The sequence below is a fragment of the Actinocrispum sp. NPDC049592 genome, assembly GCF_040675465.1.
Classification (GTDB): domain Bacteria; phylum Actinomycetota; class Actinomycetes; order Mycobacteriales; family Pseudonocardiaceae; genus Kibdelosporangium.
Map to the genome: position 1 here is coordinate 1,191,521 of NZ_JBFAPA010000001.1, position 18,403 is coordinate 1,209,923.

18 protein-coding genes are annotated in these 18,403 nt (G+C 68.7%); 11 read left to right on the plus strand and 7 right to left on the minus strand.

Translation table 11 applies throughout. The features are described from left to right. Nucleotides 1–23: 23 nt before the first annotated feature. Nucleotides 24–1,031, minus strand: a complete 1,008-nt coding sequence (locus AB0J95_RS05665; RefSeq protein ID WP_364752729.1) for a nitric oxide synthase oxygenase — start codon at nt 1,029–1,031, stop codon at nt 24–26. A 272-nt stretch (nt 1,032–1,303) separates the two neighbouring features. Here AB0J95_RS05665 and fbaA point away from each other — a divergent pair, with 272 nt between their 5' ends. After that, nucleotides 1,304–2,338 carry a class II fructose-bisphosphate aldolase gene (gene fbaA / locus AB0J95_RS05670; RefSeq protein WP_364752732.1) on the plus strand — a complete coding sequence of 345 codons (1,035 nt, stop codon included), beginning with the start codon at nt 1,304–1,306 and terminating at the stop codon, nt 2,336–2,338. A gap of 53 nt (nt 2,339–2,391) precedes the next feature. Here the strand turns inward: fbaA and AB0J95_RS05675 are convergent, their stop codons facing one another. After that, nucleotides 2,392–3,108 (minus strand): hypothetical protein, encoded by a 717-nt coding sequence (locus tag AB0J95_RS05675; protein WP_364752734.1) that lies wholly within the window; start codon nt 3,106–3,108, stop codon nt 2,392–2,394. Nucleotides 3,109–3,272: 164 nt separating this feature from the next. On the opposite strand from AB0J95_RS05675, the gene AB0J95_RS05680 reads away from it, so the two are divergent. Further along, a complete protein-coding gene (locus AB0J95_RS05680; RefSeq protein ID WP_364752737.1) occupies nt 3,273–4,019 on the plus strand; it encodes a hypothetical protein in 747 nt (248 codons plus the stop codon). Nucleotide 4,020: 1 nt separating this feature from the next. Here AB0J95_RS05680 and AB0J95_RS05685 read toward each other — a convergent pair whose 3' ends face one another. Then, nucleotides 4,021–5,163, minus strand: coding sequence for a hypothetical protein (locus AB0J95_RS05685; RefSeq protein WP_364752740.1), 1,143 nt, complete (start codon nt 5,161–5,163; stop codon nt 4,021–4,023). Nucleotides 5,164–5,338: 175 nt separating this feature from the next. On the opposite strand from AB0J95_RS05685, the gene AB0J95_RS05690 reads away from it, so the two are divergent. Further along, a complete protein-coding gene (locus tag AB0J95_RS05690; RefSeq protein WP_364752742.1) occupies nt 5,339–5,737 on the plus strand; it encodes a DUF3151 domain-containing protein in 399 nt (132 codons plus the stop codon). Nucleotides 5,738–5,773: 36 nt separating this feature from the next. Here AB0J95_RS05690 and AB0J95_RS05695 read toward each other — a convergent pair whose 3' ends face one another. Both AB0J95_RS05695 and AB0J95_RS05700 read right to left on the minus strand, forming a co-directional pair. Then, complete coding sequence (locus AB0J95_RS05695) at nt 5,774–6,400, minus strand: HNH endonuclease family protein (protein WP_364752745.1); 627 nt, start codon at nt 6,398–6,400, stop codon at nt 5,774–5,776. A gap of 35 nt (nt 6,401–6,435) precedes the next feature. Continuing rightward, a complete protein-coding gene (locus AB0J95_RS05700; protein WP_364752748.1) occupies nt 6,436–7,008 on the minus strand; it encodes a TetR/AcrR family transcriptional regulator in 573 nt (190 codons plus the stop codon). A 110-nt stretch (nt 7,009–7,118) separates the two neighbouring features. Between AB0J95_RS05700 and AB0J95_RS05705 the strand changes: the two genes are divergently transcribed. Beyond that, on the plus strand, nt 7,119–8,063 hold the full coding sequence (locus AB0J95_RS05705; protein ID WP_364752751.1) for a zinc-binding dehydrogenase: 945 nt from the start codon (nt 7,119–7,121) through the stop codon (nt 8,061–8,063). On the opposite strand, the gene AB0J95_RS05710 is transcribed toward AB0J95_RS05705, so the two are convergent. Beyond that, nucleotides 8,038–8,694: a hypothetical protein gene (locus AB0J95_RS05710; protein ID WP_364753516.1), complete on the minus strand. Its 657-nt coding sequence runs from the start codon at nt 8,692–8,694 to the stop codon at nt 8,038–8,040. The two genes, AB0J95_RS05705 and AB0J95_RS05710, sit on opposite strands and share 26 nt — an antisense overlap. Nucleotides 8,695–8,768: 74 nt before the next feature. Between AB0J95_RS05710 and AB0J95_RS05715 the strand changes: the two genes are divergently transcribed. The 5 genes from AB0J95_RS05715 (at nt 8,769) to AB0J95_RS05735 (ending at nt 13,770) form a co-directional block, all read left to right on the plus strand. Next, nucleotides 8,769–10,064 (plus strand): adenylosuccinate synthase, encoded by a 1,296-nt coding sequence (locus AB0J95_RS05715; protein ID WP_364752754.1) that lies wholly within the window; start codon nt 8,769–8,771, stop codon nt 10,062–10,064. A 137-nt stretch (nt 10,065–10,201) separates the two neighbouring features. After that, nucleotides 10,202–11,026 carry an ABC transporter permease gene (locus AB0J95_RS05720; RefSeq protein WP_364752757.1) on the plus strand — a complete coding sequence of 275 codons (825 nt, stop codon included), beginning with the start codon at nt 10,202–10,204 and terminating at the stop codon, nt 11,024–11,026. Further along, nucleotides 11,014–11,679, plus strand: a complete 666-nt coding sequence (locus AB0J95_RS05725) for an ABC transporter ATP-binding protein (protein ID WP_364752760.1) — start codon at nt 11,014–11,016, stop codon at nt 11,677–11,679. The genes AB0J95_RS05720 and AB0J95_RS05725 overlap by 13 nt, the downstream gene beginning before the upstream one ends. Beyond that, on the plus strand, nt 11,666–12,652 hold the full coding sequence (locus tag AB0J95_RS05730; RefSeq protein WP_364752762.1) for an ABC transporter substrate-binding protein: 987 nt from the start codon (nt 11,666–11,668) through the stop codon (nt 12,650–12,652). The genes AB0J95_RS05725 and AB0J95_RS05730 overlap by 14 nt, the downstream gene beginning before the upstream one ends. Beyond that, nucleotides 12,649–13,770 carry an LLM class flavin-dependent oxidoreductase gene (locus AB0J95_RS05735; protein WP_364752764.1) on the plus strand — a complete coding sequence of 374 codons (1,122 nt, stop codon included), beginning with the start codon at nt 12,649–12,651 and terminating at the stop codon, nt 13,768–13,770. Before AB0J95_RS05730 ends, AB0J95_RS05735 begins: the two co-directional genes overlap by 4 nt. A gap of 60 nt (nt 13,771–13,830) precedes the next feature. Here AB0J95_RS05735 and AB0J95_RS05740 read toward each other — a convergent pair whose 3' ends face one another. Then, nucleotides 13,831–14,934, minus strand: coding sequence for a glycerophosphodiester phosphodiesterase (locus tag AB0J95_RS05740; RefSeq protein ID WP_364752767.1), 1,104 nt, complete (start codon nt 14,932–14,934; stop codon nt 13,831–13,833). A 228-nt stretch (nt 14,935–15,162) separates the two neighbouring features. On the opposite strand from AB0J95_RS05740, the gene AB0J95_RS05745 reads away from it, so the two are divergent. Together AB0J95_RS05745 and AB0J95_RS05750 are read left to right on the plus strand one after the other, a co-directional pair. Next, a complete protein-coding gene (locus tag AB0J95_RS05745) occupies nt 15,163–17,169 on the plus strand; it encodes a TRAP transporter fused permease subunit (RefSeq protein WP_364752770.1) in 2,007 nt (668 codons plus the stop codon). After that, nucleotides 17,162–18,139 (plus strand): TAXI family TRAP transporter solute-binding subunit, encoded by a 978-nt coding sequence (locus tag AB0J95_RS05750; protein ID WP_364752772.1) that lies wholly within the window; start codon nt 17,162–17,164, stop codon nt 18,137–18,139. The genes AB0J95_RS05745 and AB0J95_RS05750 overlap by 8 nt, the downstream gene beginning before the upstream one ends. The last annotated feature ends 264 nt before the right edge of the window (nt 18,140–18,403 follow it).

Here is an 18,403-nt window from a genome sequence, read left to right on the forward strand (position 1 = left end):
CGGCCCCGGCGAGTTCTTGCCAACTACCGGTGCGGGCGGAAAGCGGGCCGGTCACCGCGGTTCTTGCGGGTGCGCAGCCACGCCAGCCGGTGCTGGGTCTCGGCGTAGTGGTCGGTGATGGTGACCTTGGCGGTGTCGAACGAGTGGAGCACCGCGCGGTTGATCTCCAGGGTCGCCCGGTCCCGCCAGAGCGTCCGGTCGGTGGACGTGTCCAGGCCGAGGTGGATCGCCACCGGCCGGAGCATCGCGTACGCGGCCTCGTCGGCCAGGCTCCGGGTGCCGATGTCGGTACCGACGAACCACGTGTTGAACGGGGCCGCCGGGTAGTCGACGCCGCCGATCCGCAGGCGCATGTTCGTGATCACCGGGACGGCCGGCCACCTCAGCCCGAGCGCCTCGAACCACGGCAGGTCCGGGTGGGTCAGCGGGACCTCGTGCACGACCTCGGGCGGCAGGGTGAAGAACCTGGCGTCCTCGTGCCCGGCGCTGACCACGAGCGGCAGGTGGTCGAACGCGGTCCGCGGCTGCGGCGGATGCCAGCCCATGGCCTGCACGGACTCGGTGAACTCGGCGTTGCGGGCGTCGCCGATGCCGGTGCGGTAGCCCGCGTACCCGACGAGCTGCGAGTTCCAGATGCGCGGTCCGGGCGCGGCCGGGCGGTCCTGGGCGAACACGGTGACCAGGGGCTGGATCCGGCCGCCGTTGGTGGCCAGCCGCAGGTGCTCGAAGCACTGGGCGGCCACCGCCTGGGCCTTGTGGATGCCCCGCAGGTCACGGACCTTGAGGCGGCGCCACGGCAGGCCGCTGGTGGCCCAGCCGGTGTCACGCAGCGCGACCCGGGCGCCGTAGCAGAGCTCGTCGTGCGTGTGCCGGTACGTGCCGGTCTCCTCGATCTCCTCGCGCACCTCGTCGAGTCTTCGGCGGACGGGTCCGGCCTCGGGGTGCGCGTCGTGGAACATCCGCAGGAAGTCCTCCGCCGCGGCGAAGGTGACCGATCCGCCGGTGATCGTTTCGTTATAAAGCGCGGTCACGGCCGGAAATCTACGGCGGCGTAAGGCCTCGGCGACACTGCCAACCGGGTTGGGTCCGTCAGCCACCCACCCGGGTGAGATCCGCACCCTGTGTAACCCGCTCGGCCGGTCAACGGGTGTCCTTGACCCACGATCGGGGGTTATTGTGCTGGTCGCCTACTGAATCGATTGCGATCACTGTGAGCCATCAGACGGCGCCGCCGCCGCCCTTGGCGCAGCCTCGTAGGATTCCGCTGCAAGACAGGCATGTGAGCCCGAGGAGGACGAGACCGATGCCTATCGCGACACCCGAGGTCTACGCGGAGATGCTGGACAAGGCGAAGAACAACGAGTTCGCCTACCCCGCCATCAACGTCACCTCCTCGGAGACCCTGAACGCCGCGCTGCGCGGCTTCGCCGAGGCGCAGAGCGACGGCATCGTGCAGGTGTCCACCGGCGGCGCCGAGTTCGCCTCCGGCACGAAGGTCAAGGACATGGTCACCGGCGCGACCGCGCTGGCCGAGTACGCGCACGTCGTGGCGGCCAAGTACCCGGTGAACATCGCCCTGCACACCGACCACTGCCCGAAGGACAAGCTGGACGGGTTCGTCCGGCCGCTGATCGAGATCAGCAAGGCCCGGGTGGCCCGCGGCGAGAACCCGCTGTTCCAGTCGCACATGTGGGACGGCTCGGCGGTGCCGATCGACGAGAACCTCAAGATCGCGGCCGAGCTGCTGTCGCAGACCGTCGAGGCCAACATCATCCTCGAGGTCGAGATCGGCGTGGTCGGCGGCGAGGAGGACGGCGTCGCCAACGAGATCAACGACAAGCTGTACACCTCCGAAGAGGACTACCTGAAGACCATCGACGCGCTGGGCGCGGGCGAGCGCGGCCGGTACCTGCTCGCGGCGACCTTCGGCAACGTCCACGGCGTGTACAAGCCGGGCAACGTCAAGCTGCGCCCCGAGGTCCTCAAGCGCGGCCAGGAGGTCGCGGCCGAGAAGCTCGGCCGCCCCGCCGACAGCAAGCCGTTCGAGCTGGTCTTCCACGGCGGCTCGGGCAGCGAGCTGGCCGAGATCCACGAGGCCCTGAGCTACGGCGTGGTGAAGATGAACATCGACACCGACACCCAGTACGCCTTCACCCGCCCGATCAGCGACCACATGTTCAAGAACTACGACGGCGTCCTCAAGATCGACGGCGAGGTCGGCAACAAGAAGACCTACGACCCCCGCAGCTACCTCAAGCTCGCCGAGGTCGGCATGGCCAACCGCGTCATCGAGGCCTGCCAGCACCTGAAGTCCGCCGGCCGCATGCTCGCCGGCTGAGTTGTCCTTCGTGGATCCCCGCGCCCGGCTTCGGGCGCGGGGATCCTGCTGTCTCAGGGGCAGTCCTTGGCTGACGCGATGTACCGGGGGTCGCGGTTGACGTAGCCGTACTGGCCGTTGGTGAGCAGGACGCGGTACCGGTTCGGGTTGCCGACGTCGACCTCGGCCCGGAACCTGGTCCGGCCCGGCCATTCCGTCCATTTCTCGTGGCTCTGCGGGTCCTTGAACACCGATACCGACTCGGTGTCGTCCTTCACGCGTTCGCACCGGCTGCCGGTGTAGCCCGTCGCGGGCAGGATTCCCGGACCGGATGCCGGTTCATCGGACGCCGACGCCACGAATATCCACACTCCGCCGCCCACGACCGCGATTGCCGCGGCGGCGATGACCAAGCCCCATCGACGTTTCCGCGAGCGCGGTTGTTCCGGCGCAGCCGGTGGCGGCGGTTTTCCGAGGCTGTCATAGGCCGCCCGGGCGGCTCGCCATTTCGGCACCCATTCCTTCGAGGTGCCACCGAGGAAGCCGACGATCGGGCCGACCCGGTCGTCCCAGTCCGGGACGACATCCCGTTTGCAGGTCAGCAGATCGCTGAGGGTGCTCTGCGGGATGTTGGTCTCGCGTGCGATCTCCTTGTTCGAAATGGGAGCGAGGTTGTTCTCGAGGCGCTCCCGGTCGAACCGGTCGCGGAGTCCCTGGATCTCCACCCGCCAGAAGTCACGCACGACCGTTCTCGGGTCGTCGCCTGTTGGGTCGTCACCGTCGGCCGTCACGCGGACATTGTGGCCGCGGGCCGGGCTCGCTGGGACCGTTTTTCGCGTTCTCCCAGCTCGGATGCGCGCGGATCCGGCCGGATCCGGCAGCGCGGCCGGACGCGTCCGGATCGGTGACGGTCGGAGTCGTCCGCCGAGGCACGGCGGGGAAACGGAGCGATCCCATGATGACTCATCTGGCGAAACGAGCGGCGTTGCTGACCGCCGCCGTGGCTGCGGCGATCGGCCTGGTGACAGTCGTGAGCCCGGAGCACACGGTCACTGTCGCGAATGCCGCCGCGATCGACGATGACGATGATGTCCCGGTTGCCCAAGCCGCGCAGCCGAAAGAGGGCGATATCCGCGGCCACCGGCGCATTCTGATCGTGGATTACCTGGCCGCGAAGGACTGCAAGGTGAACGCGAACTATCCGGTCAACCCGGGCGGGCACAGCTGGGTCATTCGAGCGGGCGCGAAAATCGCGTGGCGGTTCAATGTGACCGGAAAGGTGGCAGCGGTGTCGGATCCCGCGCGGGGGACGGGTTTCCCGCATTGGGGATTCGTCGAGGACAGCTCGTGTATCGGCCAGTCGACCGGGCAGAAGTCGTCCTATGAGCAGTATGAGCACGGGAAATGGGTGAAGCACGAGATCTCTTTCCCGGCGGGACAACCGATGCCGCGGCGGATCCTGTTCGGGCGCAGCCAGTTCTCGCCGTTCTGGAAAGCGGTCGACTGTCACCCGGACCACGGTTCGGTGCCGGGCACGAAGCACAGGATGACGCACAACCGCACCCTGCGGGACGCACCGCACCGGTTCGTGATCGGCAACGTCTATGCCGACTGGGAGGTGCGTCCCACGTCCGTCCACCAGGACGGTTACACCAAGGTCTACGTGCCCAGCCTGCACCGCTGGGGCTGGCTGCAGCTCTGACTCAACCGGCCTGAACCGCCACCGGTTCGGGTGCGCGGGAGCGGCCGAGTCGCTGGGCCAGCGGCCGGCCGCTGGCCCACAATGCCGCCAGGACAACGAAAGCGATCGGCAGAGCCCAGTAGTCCACGGGTGGCGCCGCCAGGACGAGCGATTGCCCGTACAGGGCAAGGCCGCCGAGCGCGGTGACCAGGGCGGCGCCGGTCAGGGGCCGCACCGGTAGCAGGAACGCGATGTCGACGGCGAGGCCGGTGAACACCAGCCAGAACGGCACCGCGGAGGGCGGGAAACCGGTGCCCACCAGCAAAGGCCAGATGATGCCGCGGTACGCCACGTAGGCCCCGGCGATCAGCGTGGCCGTCCATGCCCGGCCCATTGCCTTGCGCGCCAACGCGAGCACGAGCCCGACCGCGACGATTCCCCACGCCGGGTAGACCCAGGAGGGGATCGGCAGGGCGAAGTGTTGCAGGGCTTCGAGGTCCACTGGGCGGTTGATCTGCTGGGCAGCGAACCGAAGCAGCTCCGGTTCGGCGTAGGGAGTGCCGCGCAGCCACGATTCCAGCTCCAGCACGCCGTACTCCTGTTGCCCCGCGGGGAACCAGACGTCCTCCAGCAGGAAGAAGAACAGCGCTGCGAGTACGAAACCGCGGCGGCCCATGCCCAGCCAGCCGTCGATCGCGCCCGCGAGCATCAGCACCGTGCCGATGTACAGCAACAGGTGGGATGGGCTCCACGCGGTGAGGTCGAGGCCGTTGATCCGGTGGTTGATCACGTCCAGCGGCGCGGCGATCAGGAACACGACGATCCCCGCCTGCATCAGCCGCAGCGCGCGCTTGTGGACAGCGAAGCCGGTGAAGCTGTGGAGGACCACCAGCACGATCACCATCACCGTGCCCACGGTGTTCAGCAGGTGGGGTGGGGCGAGGTCGTCGCGCAGCCACTTGAAGTGCCACGAGACGTCCCACGAGGAGCCGAGCACCTTGAACCCGAACGCCACCAGCCACGCCCGGTAGGCGAGCAAGGTCACCCACTCGGGTGTGTCTCGGCCGGCCTTGCCGCGGGACCAGTGCAGCCGGAAGAACGCCAGGAACTGACCCACTGGCCCCAGCCTGGTCGGGTCCACGATCGGGTTATTCACGCGCGCCATCATCGCTGTCCGCGCCCGCTGCACGAAATCGGGGATTCACCCTTAGGTGGAGTGAACGCGCTTGTCCTGCTTCCGGCCGCCCCGGTACCGATATCGGGCATGACCCGCGTGATCGCCATCGTCGTGCTCGCCGTCCTCGCCCTCGCCGCGCTGGCGAGCCTGATTTCATAGGGGCATGCACGACAACCTGCTCGGCCCCGAGCCGACCCGACTGCCCGCCCGCCCCGAGCAAGAGGCGGCCGTGGACGCCGGCAAAGACGCCAAGGAGATCGTGGCCGCGTGGCCGGACTTCAGCGAGGGCTGGGCGATCCTCGCCGAACAGGCCTTCGCGGACGGCGAGACGGTCACCGCCTACGCATACGCCCGCACGGGCTACCACCGCGGCCTGGACCAGCTGCGCCGCAACGGCTGGAAGGGGTTCGGCCCGGTGCCCTGGGACCACCGCCCCAACCAGGGCTTCCTGCGCGCGCTCGCGGTGCTCGGCAAGGCCGCGCAGGCCATCGGCGAGACCGAGGAGTACGACCGGGTGAAGAAGTTCCTCACCGACTCCGACCCGGCCGCACCGGGGATCTGACCGGAAAGGGGGCCGCCGCGAGCGGCCCCCTGCCCGTCAGCAGCGGTCGAGCATCGAGGACAGCGCCGACTTCTCCGACGAGTTGACCGTCAGCGCCCACTTGTACTTCGAGGCGATCCACATCCGCGCGTAGGTGCACCAGTACGAGGTGAGGGGCGGCTTCCACACGTCCGGCGTCTTGTCGCCCTTGGCCTGGTTGACGTTGTCGGTCACGGCGATCAGCTGCGGGCTGGACAGGTCGTTGGCGAACTGCTCCCGCTTCGACGTCGTCCACGACGAGGCCCCGGTGCGCCACGCGGCCGCCAGCGGCACGACATGGTCGATGTCGACGTCCGAGGCCGCCGTCCAAGTGGCGCCGTCGTACGGGCTGTACCAGCGGCCGGCCGTGGCCGCGCAGGACGAGCTGGTCACGACGTTGGTGCCGTCGCGCTTGAGAACGGTCTCGCGGGTGTCGCAGGTACCGGAAACGAGGTGCCAGTGCGGGAAGAGATCGCGGCTGTAGCCGGTCATCGAACCGTCCGCGCGGACGGTCAGCGACGCCAGCTCGGATCGTGCGGTGGTCGCGCTGGGAATGCCTGGCGGGGTCGCGTTCGCGACCGCTACCAGGGAGAGCAGCAGCGCGACGACGACCAGCAGGGTCCGATAGGCACGTTTGGCGGACATGTCACCTCCGTGGGTTAGGTCACAGGGACCGTTACTCACGGAGATGGAGGTGGCAATACCTTTGGGTGACGCTCGGACGACTTACCGTGTAACTCAGCGCTGATGACGGCCCGCAGCAACCGGGCCGTGTGGTCGGCGATGTCCGCTGGTGGTGTGGGCCGGCCCTGAGCCAGCCACCAGCTGATGGCCTCGACGTGGATGGCGCCCAGCACCTTCGGGGTGAGTCCGCCGGCCCCTGGTGGCAGGTGCTGCGCGCTCATCTCGCCCAGCGCCGACCGCATGTGCTCGGCGAACCACGCCGTGCCCTTCCCACCCAGCAGCGGCCCGTACAGCCCGTCGTACGCGGCGATGTGCTCGAAGAACCCGACCCACCTCCGCCGCCTGTCCGCTGTGCTGGTCAGCATGTCCGCCATCGCCTCGTCGAAGACCTGCTCGGCCAGCTGGTACTTGTCCCGGTAGGCCCGGTAGAACGCGGCCCGGCTGATCATCGCCCGCTCGGTGATCTGTCCGACGGTCACCCGTTCGAACCCGCGTTCGCCGATCAGGTCGACCAGTGCCGCGCGCAACAGCTTGCGGGTCCGCCGTACCCGCACGTCCGGCTGAGACACATCACGCTCCTTGTCCGGGATGAGACGTCCGCGCCCAGGTGAACCTTGTTCGCCCAGCCCCAGGACCACCAGTCTGCCTGTGCACCGGGAGATCGACTGGGGAGCAACAGATGCGAGTTGTGCTGGTCACCGAATTCGGCGGCCCGGAGGTGCTGAAGGTCGCGACGGCCGCCGAGCCGGTGCCGTCGGATGGGCAGGTCCTCGTCGCGGTCGAACGGGCCGCGGTGCTGTACGGGGAGACGATCGTGCGCCGTGGTGAGCACCCGTTCCCGTTGCCGTACGTGCCGGGCATGGAGATCGGCGGCCGGGTTGTGGCCGCTCCCGGCCATGAGCTGGACGGACGGCTGGTGGTCGGCACCACGACCGGCCTGTCCGGCGGCTACGCCGAGTTCGCACTGGCCGAGGACGTCCACTTGGTGCCGGACGGGATGTCGCTCGACCACGCCGTGGCCTTGTTCGGCGCGGGCGGCCTCGCGGTGGGGCTGCTCGCGGCGATGGACGTCGGGCCGGACGACACGGTGCTGATCACCGCCGCGGCCGGGCGGATGGGGTCACTGCTCGTCCAGCTTGCCAAGGCGGCCGGCGCTCGGGTGATCGGAGCCGTTGGCACGCAAGAGAAACTCGACGCGGTGCGGGCGTTCGGCGCGGACGTGGCGGTGTCCTACTCGGACCCGGACTGGGCCGCGCCGGTCGAGGCGACCGTCGTCCTCGACGCGATCGGCGGCGACGTGGGCCCCCAGGCCCTCGCCGCCGTGGCCACGGGTGTGGGCCGGATCGGCTTCTACGGCTACGCCTCGGGCAGGTGGCCGGACCTGGACATCGGCGACATCGCCCGGCGGGGCCTGACCGTGGTGGGCTCGCTGGGCAAAGTGCTCGCCAAACCCGCCGCTGAACGCCGTGCCGACGTCCAGCGTGCCCTGACCGCCGGCCTCACCCCGCGCATCCACGCCGTCCACCCCCTCGAACGGGCCGCCGACGCGCACACCGACCTCGAGCAGCGCCGCAATGTGGGCGCTGTCCTGCTCGATGTCACACCACCCCGCGGGCGACCCTGAGGTCCTCGGTGTGCCGGTACCAGGTCCACTTCGTCATCGGCCGGGGATGCGACTCGCCGTCCTTGACCGGGTGCACCGGCAGCGACCCGAGCTGGAACGCGCGGCCCTTGTACTCGCGGACGCGCTTGCCGATCAGTCCCCGGTGGATCACCCGCACGAGCAGGCCCTGCGCCGGATCGGGTGACACCTCCACCGCGCTGACCCGGCCGCGGACCACGGTGGTGTCGTCGCAGTAGGCGACGCCCCGGACGGGTGCGATCCGGCCGACCCCGACCAGCACCCCGCCGGCGTCGTCGCGGACCAATGGGACCGCGTCCACATCCCCGCGCAGGGCGACCTCGATGGCCCCGTCCGGCAGGTCCCAGAGCGACGCCACCGCGGACTCGCCGGTGGGGATGTACCCAACCGTCACCGTGCCGAGCAGGTCCTTGCGCAACAGCCTGAGCACGACGGACGCGAGGTCCGCGTCCGTGCCGAAGATCACAAGCCGGCGGTCGCCGAGGTCGGCCAGCACGGGGTCGACCTCGTCCCGACCAGGCCTCGCGCCCACTTCGCGCACCGTGACGTCATCACGCTCGGTCAGCGACTGGAACGCACCGTGCCCGGCGGCGTCGCCGCAGGCCAATACCACTGCACCCAAGGTGAACTCCTGGTCTAGTCTTCACTACCGGCATTTCGCACGCCCGAATCCACCTGGAGTTTCACATGCCGGCCATCGTGCTCATCGGCGCCCAGTGGGGCGACGAAGGTAAGGGCAAGGCGACCGACCTGCTCGGCGACCGCGTCCAGTGGGTCGTCCGCTACCAGGGCGGCAACAACGCGGGTCACACCGTCGTCCTCCCGGACGGCCAGGACTTCGCGTTGCACCTGATCCCGTCGGGCATCCTCACGCCCGGGGTCACGAACGTCATCGGCAACGGGGTGGTGGTGGACCCGGGCGTGCTGCTGTCCGAGCTCGCCGGCCTGGAGGCCCGCGACGTCGACACCAGCAGGCTGCTGATCTCGGCCGACGCGCACTTGATCATGCCCTACCACGTGGCGATCGATAAGGTCACCGAGCGGTACCTGGGCAAGTCCAAGATCGGCACCACCGGCCGCGGCATCGGCCCCTGCTACCAGGACAAGGTGGCGCGGGTCGGCGTGCGGGTGCAGGACCTGCTGGACGAGAAGATCATGCGGCAGAAGGTCGACGCGGCCCTGGACTTCAAGAACCAGGTGCTGGTCAAGGTGTACAACCACCGCGCGCTGGACCCCAACCAGGTCGTCGACACCGTGCTGGAGCAGGGCACCAAGTTCCTCAGCCGGATCGCCGACACCCGCCTGCTGCTCAACCAGGCCCTCGAACGCGGCGAGAACGTCCTGCTCGAAGGCTCCCAGGGCACGCTGCTGGACGTCGACCACGGCACCTACCCGTTCGTCACCTCGTCGAACCCGACCTCCGGTGGCGCGTCCTCGGGTTCGGGCATCGGCCCCACCCGGATCACCACGGTGATCGGCATCCTCAAGGCCTACACAACCCGCGTGGGTTCCGGGCCGTTCCCGACCGAGCTGACCGACGAGATGGGCGAGCGGCTGCGCAAGACCGGCGGCGAGTTCGGTGTCACCACCGGCCGTTCGCGCCGCACCGGCTGGTTCGACGCGGTCATCGCCCGCTACGCCGCACGCGTCAACGGCATCACGGACTTCTTCCTCACCAAGCTGGACGTCCTGTCCGGCCTGGACACCGTGCCGATCTGCGTCGGGTACGAAGTGGACGGCCGCCGCGTCGACGACATGCCGATGACACAGACCGACGTCCACCACGCCATCCCGGTGTACGAGGAGATGCCGGGCTGGTGGGAGGACATCAGCGAGTGCCGTGACTTCAACGAGCTCCCGGCCAATGCGCGCGCCTACGTCGAACACCTCGAGGAGCTGTCCGGCGCCCGCATCTCCGCCATCGGCGTCGGTCCCGGCCGGGAACAGACGATCGTCCGCCACCAGATGGTGCCCACCGCCTGAGTGTCAACCGATCCCGCGATGCGGTCACCCGGTGACCGCACCGCGAGACGAGTCCTGCCAAGGGAAAGCGCAAGACCCCGGCCCACCATCCGGGACGCGTTGACGGTCCGCTGAGCGGGACCGAACACTCGGGACCCATGAGTGAGACCTCGCTCGCGGCCCGTCCCGGCCTGGCCGAGCGGAAGCGAACGGCCGCCGCCGTGCCGGGCAGACGGTGGCGGCCGCCGGACCTACGGCGGTGGATCAGTCCACTTGCGATAGTCGTCCTCTGGCAGCTCGCCAGCAGTACGGGAGTGCTGCCGGAGGACAAGCTCAGCTCGCCGTGGACGATTCTGAAAGCAGGTGTCGACCTCGCCGGGACCGGTGAGCTGGGCGAGGCGTTCGTGGTCTCGCTGCGGCGGGTGGCGATCGGGTTCGCGATCGGCGCGGTGACCGGGCTGGTGCTGGGGATCGTCTCCGGGCTGTCGCGGTGGGGCGCGGCGCTGGTCGACCCACCGGTGCAGATGCTGCGCACGCTGCCGTTCCTCGGGCTGATCCCGTTGTTCATCCTGTGGTTCGGCATCGGCGAGGAGCCGAAGATCGCGCTGGTCGCGCTCGGCGTGGCGTTTCCCTTGTACCTCAACGTGCATTCCGGGATCCGTGGCACCGAGCCACAGCTGATCGAGGCCACCACCGCACTCGGGTTCACCAGGGCCGAGCGGCTGCTGCACGTGATCCTGCCGTCGGCCGTGCCGCAGACGCTGGTCGGGGTCCGGCAGTCGCTTGGCATCGCGTGGCTTTCACTGATCGTCGGTGAGCAGGTCAACGCGGATGCCGGGCTGGGGTACCTGATCAACAACGCACGCGACTTCCTGCGCACCGACATCATCGTGGTCGGGCTGGTCGTGTACGCGATCCTCGGGCTGGTCACCGACGCCCTGGTGCGGTTGCTGGAGAAGAGGGCGTTGCAGTGGCGGGCGTGAAAGGGCTGACCAAGCGGTACGGCGACCGGGTCGTGCTGGACGGGCTCGACCTGGAGATCGCGCCCGGCGAGTTCGTCGCGCTGCTCGGGCACAGCGGTTCCGGCAAGTCGACGCTGCTGCGGGTCCTCGCGGGCCTCGACCGGGATATCGAGGGCGAGGTCCATGTCAGCGGCACGGTCTCGGTGGCCTTCCAGCAACCCAGGCTGCTGCCGTGGCGCCGCGTGTGGCGCAACATCGTGCTCGGCCTGCACCGGCCCGATGCCGGACGGCCGTTGGCGTTGCAGGCATTGGAAGAGGTGCGGCTGGCCGAGCACGCGGACAAGTGGCCTCGTCAGCTCTCCGGCGGCGAGGCGCAACGGGTCTCGCTCGCCCGTGCCCTGGTCCGCGAGCCCGACTTGTTGCTGCTGGACGAGCCGTTCGCGGCGCTGGACGCGTTGACCCGGCTCGCGATGCACCGCCTGGTGCAGGACCTGTGGCGGGCGCACCGGCCGTCGGTGCTGCTGGTGACCCACGATGTCGACGAGGCGTTGCGGCTCGCCGACCGCCTGCTGGTGCTGGCCGGCGGGCAGATCGTCAGTGAATACGGGCCGGGTGCACATGACCGGGCCGCTGTCCTCGCCGACCTGGGAGTGAGCGAAAGTGCGACTGCGTAACGGAATCCTGCTGGCCGTGACGGCGTTCTCCTTAGCCGCCTGCGCAACGAGCGCGCCCGCCGCCTCCAGCGGCGACGACCTGACCAAGGTCGTGCTCAAGGTCGGTGACCAGAAGGGTTCGTCCAAGGCACTGTTGACCGCGGCCGGCCTGGAGAAGGCGCCGTACAAGATCGAGTGGTCCACGTTCACCTCCGGGCCGCCGCTGCTGGAGGCCGCCTCGGGTGGCGCCATCGACATCGGCGGGGTCGGCAACACGCCGCCGATCTTCGCCGCCGCGGCCAACGCCAAGATCGCCGTCGTCAGCGCCGCCAAGGGCAACGTCGACAGCGACGCGGTCGTCGTGCCCGCGGACTCGCCGCTGCGGACCGTCCAGGACCTGCGCGGCAAGAACATCGCCGTGGCCAAGGGCAGCTCCGCGCACGGCCAGATCCTGCTCACCCTCAAGAAGGCCGGTCTGTCCACAAAGGACGTGAAGCTGAACTTCCTGCAGCCCGCCGACGCGTACGCCGCCTTCACCCAGAAACGGGTCGACGCCTGGGCCATCTGGGATCCCTACACCTCCCAGGCACTGCTGGAGGCCAACGGCCGGGTTCTGGTCGACGGCAATGGAACCGCCAACGGCTACACCTTCCAGGTGGCCGGCCGCGCGGCTCTGGACGACCCTGGCAAGGCCGCGGCGATCAAGGACTACGTCACCCGCATCGCCAAGGCCCAGAAGTGGTCGGACGGTCACCGGGACGAGTGGGCGCAGGCATGGTCGAACGACACCGGCCTGGCCACCACGATCACCAAGGCCGCCACCGGCCGCGGCCCCGACCTGCCGGTCGCCATCGACGACGAGCTGATCGGCTCGGAGCAGCAACTCGCCGACACGTTCACCGATGACCGGACGCTAACGTCCAAAGTGGACTTCGTACGATTCGTCGACAAGCGGTACGCGGCCGACCTGGACGCGGCTAGGAGCAGCAAATGAGCATCACCCTGCACTGGTTCCTGCCCACCTCCGGGGACGGCCGGACCATCGTGGAACGCTTCCACGCCAACAAGTCCCTCGGCGCCCCGGCGCAACGCCCGGCCGATATCGACTACCTCGGCCAGATCGCGCGGGCCGCCGAGCAACTGGGCTTCACCGGTGTGCTGACCCCGACCGGCACCTGGTGCGAGGACGCCTGGCTGACCACGGCGGCGCTGATCGCCCAGACGTCCCGGCTGAAGTTCCTGGTCGCCTTCCGGCCGGGGGTGATCTCGCCGACCCTGGCGGCCCAGATGGCCGGCACCTACCAGCGGATCTCCCGCGGGAGGCTGCTGCTCAACGTCGTCACTGGCGGCGATGCCATTGAGCAGCAACGGTTCGGCGACTGGCACGACCACGACCAGCGGTACGCCCGTACCGACGAGTTCCTTACGATCGTGCGTGGCGTGTGGTCGGGAGAACCGTTCGACTTCGACGGCGCCCACTACCGCGTCGCCGGGGCCACCACACTTGCGCCGCCCGACCCCGCCCCGAGTGTGTACTTCGGCGGCTCGTCGCCTGCCGCGCTCCCGGTCGCCGCCCGGCACGCGGATGTCTACCTGACCTGGGGTGAACCGCCCGCGCAGGTCGCCGAGAAGATCGCCAAGGTCCGCGCGCTGGCCGGCGGCCGGGACATCCGGTTCGGCATCCGGCTGCACACCATTTCCCGGGACAGCTCGGCGGAGGCCTGGGCCGAGGCACGCAAGCTGTTCGAGGCGCTCGACCCCGAGCAGGTCGCCAAGGCACAGGCGCAGCTGGCGGCCAGCGAGTCGGAGGGTCAGCGGCGGATGGTCGAGCTGCACCGGGGTTCGCTCGGCAAAGGCGTGCGTGGCTTGGAGATCTACCCGGGCCTGTGGGCGGGGATCGGTCTGGTCCGCGGCGGCGCGGGCACGGCATTGGTGGGCAGCCACGCCGAGGTCGCCGACCTGATCGCCGAGTACCACTCGCTGGGCATCGACGAGTTCGTCCTGTCCGGCTACCCGCACCTGGAGGAGGCCTACTGGTTCGGCGAGGGCGTGCGCCCGGAGCTGGCCCGCCGTGGCCTGCTCGACCGCACACCCGCGCTCGCCCAGGCCTGAACAACACGTATGCCGCTTGTACACAGGTCGTATACAAGCGGCATACAGGCTGCCGGAAGCTCAGTGCTTGAAGTTGTTCCGGAACTCCACCGCGATGTCGGTGTTGTCGGTGAACAACCCGTCCATGCCGGTGTCCACGAACTTCTGGAACTCACCGAACAGGTTGCCGTACTCGGCCGGGTTGGCCGAGGACCGGAAGTCCGCGGGCAGGAAGTTGTTCTCCGCGCGGAACGTGTACGCCACGACCTTCAGGCCGGCCTTGTGCGAGTCGGCCACCAGGGAGGTCGGCGCCTGCAGGAACCCGGCCGCGTTGCGCGGGATGATCTGGTTCTTGTCCGGGCCCAGCCAGTCGGCGTACTTCGCGATGTCGCGCAGGCCCGCCGGGGTGGTCATGTCCGCGTAGGTGCGCTTGTCGCCCTTCACTGTGAAGTCGTACGGCTGGCCGGTGGCGCCGGTCAGCTGCACCAGCTGGACCCGCAGCACCCGGTTGAGCTCGATCAGGTTGCCGACCTCGAAGGACTGCACGACGACCTTGGCGTCCGGCCGGTTGAGGCCGTTGCGGTTGAGCATCTCGACGAACTTCGGCTCGATGGCCTTGCCCTGCTGGCGGAAGTAGGTCGAGTGCTTGATCTCCGGCACGATGCCGATCTGCCGGTGCAGCTCACGCGACAGCCGCTTGGACAGGTCGATGACCTCCTGGAAGGTCGGGACCTGGAACTTGCCGTTGTAGATGGTGTTGCGCTGGCGGAACTCCGGGATCCGCTCCTTGGCGCGCAGCGTGCGCAGCTCGGCGAGGGTGAAGTCCTCGGTGAACCAGCCGGTGGTCTGCACGCCGTCGAGGTTCTTGGTGGTCTTGCGGCCGGCGAACTCCGGGTGGTCGGCGACGTCGGTGGTGCCGCTGATCTCCGGCTCGTGCCGGGCCACCAGCACGCCGTCCTTGGTGGTCACCAGGTCGGGCTCGATGTAGTCCGCACCCATCCGCGCGGCGAGCTCGTACGAGGCCAGGGTGTGCTCGGGCCGGTAGCCCGAGGCACCGCGGTGCCCGAAGATCGTCGGCGTGGCCTCGTGCCCGCCGTACGACTCGGCTTGCGGGTCTGCGGCGGCGGAGCTCACCACGGCCACCAACGCGACCCCCGACAACGCCAGCGCGGCGAGTCGTCTCATGTCCTGCCTCCTCGTTGCGAAGTGCACGGACGCTAACCGGGGTTCCTGCACGGAAGGCCAAGTCCCGGTGAACGTCTCGGGTGCGAGTCAACGATGTGCCGGATGTCTCCACAAGCCCGTCCGAGCGGAGCGAGGACCGATAGCACAGTCAATCTTGTGATCGGGCCCACGCCAAGAGGTAACGTGCTTGCAGTCCGGTGGGAAAGATCCGGTTCGAGGAGGGCTGGGTTGGCGGTCTCCGAAGCCGAGGAAAAGCAGCCTGACCTGGCCGAGATCGTCGGCCAGCACGACGAGGAACGGCCCGCGCGCAGGCTGTCCCCGCGCTGGGAACGGGCGCTGTGGATCGTCGGCGCGGCGATCGCGGTCCTCGTGCTCAAGCAGGTCTTCCTGCCGTTCGACCAGGGCAACCAGTTCTATCTGGTGATCTTCCTTGGCGCGAGTTTGCCACTGGTGTTCCTGTCCTACCGGCCGTTCGGGCGCACCGGCGGCGACAAGGACGACCCCGGCCCGATCGACTGGGTGCTGTCCGCGTTGACGCTGGTCGTGGCGCTGTACCCGGTGCTCGGCGGGTTCGACGCGTTCCTCGACCGGCAGGGCCAGCTGTCCACTCCGGACATCATCGCCGGGACGTTGCTGCTGGTGCTGATCCTGGAGGCGACGAGGCGGACCACCGGCCTGGTGCTGCCGATCGTCTGCCTGGCCTTCCTCGCGTACGCGTACTACGGCGGGTACCTGCCGCCGAGCTGGTCGATCGCGCATGCCGGGATGGACTTCGACCAGATCATCAGCGCCCTCTACGACCCCAGCAACGGCTTCTTCGGCACACCGCTCGACGTCGCGGCCACGTACATCGTGCTGTTCACGATCTACGGCGCGGTACTCGCGAACTCCGGGGCGGGGCAGTTCTTCGTCGACTTCAGCTTCGCGGTGTTCCGCAAGTCGCGCACCGCACCCGGCCGCACGACCGCGCTTTCCGGGTTCCTGCTGGGAACGGTGAGCGGCTCGGGCACGGCGACCGCGGTCACGCTCGGCGCGATCACCTGGCCGATCCTCAAGAAGGCCGGGTATCCGCGGGAGAACGCCGGTGGTCTGCTGGCGGCGTCCGGGATCGGCGCGATCCTGTCCCCGCCGACGCTCGGCGCGGCCGCGTTCATCATCGCCGAGTACCTGGAGACCTCGTACCTGACGGTCCTGCTCTGGGCGATCATCCCGACGCTGCTGTACTACCTGGGCATCGTGTTCGCGGTCGAGGCGGACGCCCGGAGGTTCGGCGCGCACTCGGTCGACGTGGACACGCCCAAGGCGTTCTCGTTGCTGCTCAAGGGCGGCTACCACTTCGCGTCGCTCGCGATCATCGTGGTGTTCCTGGCGTTGGACATCCCGCCGTTCGCCGCGGTCGTCTACGCGTCCGGGGTCGCCGCGCTGTTCTCGTTGGCCGCCAAGCTTTTCCAGGATGACAAGCGGGCGGCGCTGCTGGCGTGGCTGCGGGAACTCGTGGACGCGTTGTCCGAGGGCATTCGCGGGGCGCTGCCAGTGGTCGCGGTGTGCGCGGCGGCCGGGGTGATCACGTCGACGATCACCAAGACCGGGCTCGGCCAGGAACTCGCCGACGCACTGGTGAAAGCCGCGCATGCGTTGTCTTCCAACCCAACCGTGGTGCTCGCGCTGACTGTCGTGTTCGCGGCGGTCGCGGTGTGCGTGCTCGGACTCGCGGTCCCGGTCACCGCGTCGTTCATCATCTCGTGGGTGGTCATCGGCCCGGCGCTGATCACGTTGGGCGCGGCCACTCCCGAGGTCGCGATGTTCATCTTCTACTACGCGGTGTTGTCCGAAGTGACTCCACCGACCGCGCTCGCGGCCGTCGCCTCCGCGGCGATCACCGGCGGACCGGTCATGAAAACCATGTGGCAGACGTGGAAGTACACGCTGCCCGCCTTCCTCGTGCCGATCGCGTTCGTCCTCACCGACAACGGGTCCGCGTTGCTGTTGCAGCGTCCGTTCCTCGACGTGGTCTGGGTGACCGTTGTCTCCGCGATCGGCGTGGCCGCACTGGCGGTCGTCACCACGGGCTGGCTGGCCGGGCCGGCCCGGTGGCCGGAACGCGTCCTGTGCGTGCCGGCCGCGTTGCTGTTGCTCTACCTCCAACCGGTGTCCATCGCGATCGGCGTGGGCTTCGCGCTCGCCGCGGTCGTCGTGCACCTGCTGTTGAGACCCAAGGAGACCCAAGATGCGTAAGGCATTCGTCGGCGTACTGGGGCTGGCCCTCGTGGCCACCGGCTGCGGTGGCAAACGCGACACCGGTGCGGCGCCACAACCCGGACAGCAGGTGGCCTGCGAGGCGGCCGACGGCCGGATCACCATCGCCACCGGCAACGTCGGCGGCGTGTACTACGTCCTCGGCGGCGGCCTGGCCCAGCTGATCAGCAACAACACCAAGCTGAAGGCGACCGCGGCGGACACCGGCGCGTCCGTGCAGAACATCCAGCAGCTGGGCGACAAGACCTACGACATCGCGTTCTCCCTCGCCGACACCGCCGCGGACGCGGTCAACGGCAAGTCCTCGTTCGAGGGCAAACCGCAGAAGATCCAAGCGCTCGCGCGGATCTACTCGAACTACACCCAGGTGGTGGTGCGCGCGGACAGCGGGATCAACAGCATCAAGGACTTCCGCGGCAAGCGGATCTCCACCGGATCGCCGAAATCCGGGACAGAGGTGATCGCCAACCGCCTGCTGCAGGCCGAAGGCCTCAAGGACGGCGACCTCTCACCGCAACGACTGGCGCTGCGCCAGTCGGTCGACGGCATGAAGGCGGGCACGATCGACGGCCTCGTGTGGTCCGGCGGCCTGCCCACCCCCGAGATCACCGACCTGACGACATCCATGAAGGACAAGGTCAAGTTCATCGACATCACCTCGTCGCTGCCCGCGTTGAAGAAACTCAACGAGGTCTACGACCAGGGCGCCATCCCCGCGGCGACCTACAGCCTGCCCGCCGACGTGCCCACCATCGTGGTGCCCAACCTGCTGCTGGTCCGCGACGACTTCCCAGCGGGCAACGCCTGCGCCATCACCAAGCTGATCTTCGACAAGAAGGCGGACCTCGAAAAGACGCACCCCTCGGCGAAGGAGATCACCAAGGAGACCGCGGTCAAGACCGACCCAGTCCCGCTCCACCCCGGCGCCAAACAAGCCCTAACCTCATGACACCCCCACGGTGAGAGCCACCAACCGCCCCACGTCCGGCCAGCCAGCCACCCCCCCAGCCAACTACTAGCCAGGCAGTGGATAGCCGCCTAGCTACTACCCGCCTAGCTACTACCCGCCTAGCTGCTAACTGCCTAGCTACTACCGGGGTAGCTACTAACTGGTCAGCTACTAACCGGCTAGCTACTAACGGGCTAGCTACTAACCGGGTAGTTGCTAGCCAGCTATTAGCTAACTAGTTAGCTAATAGCCCGCTAGCAGCTG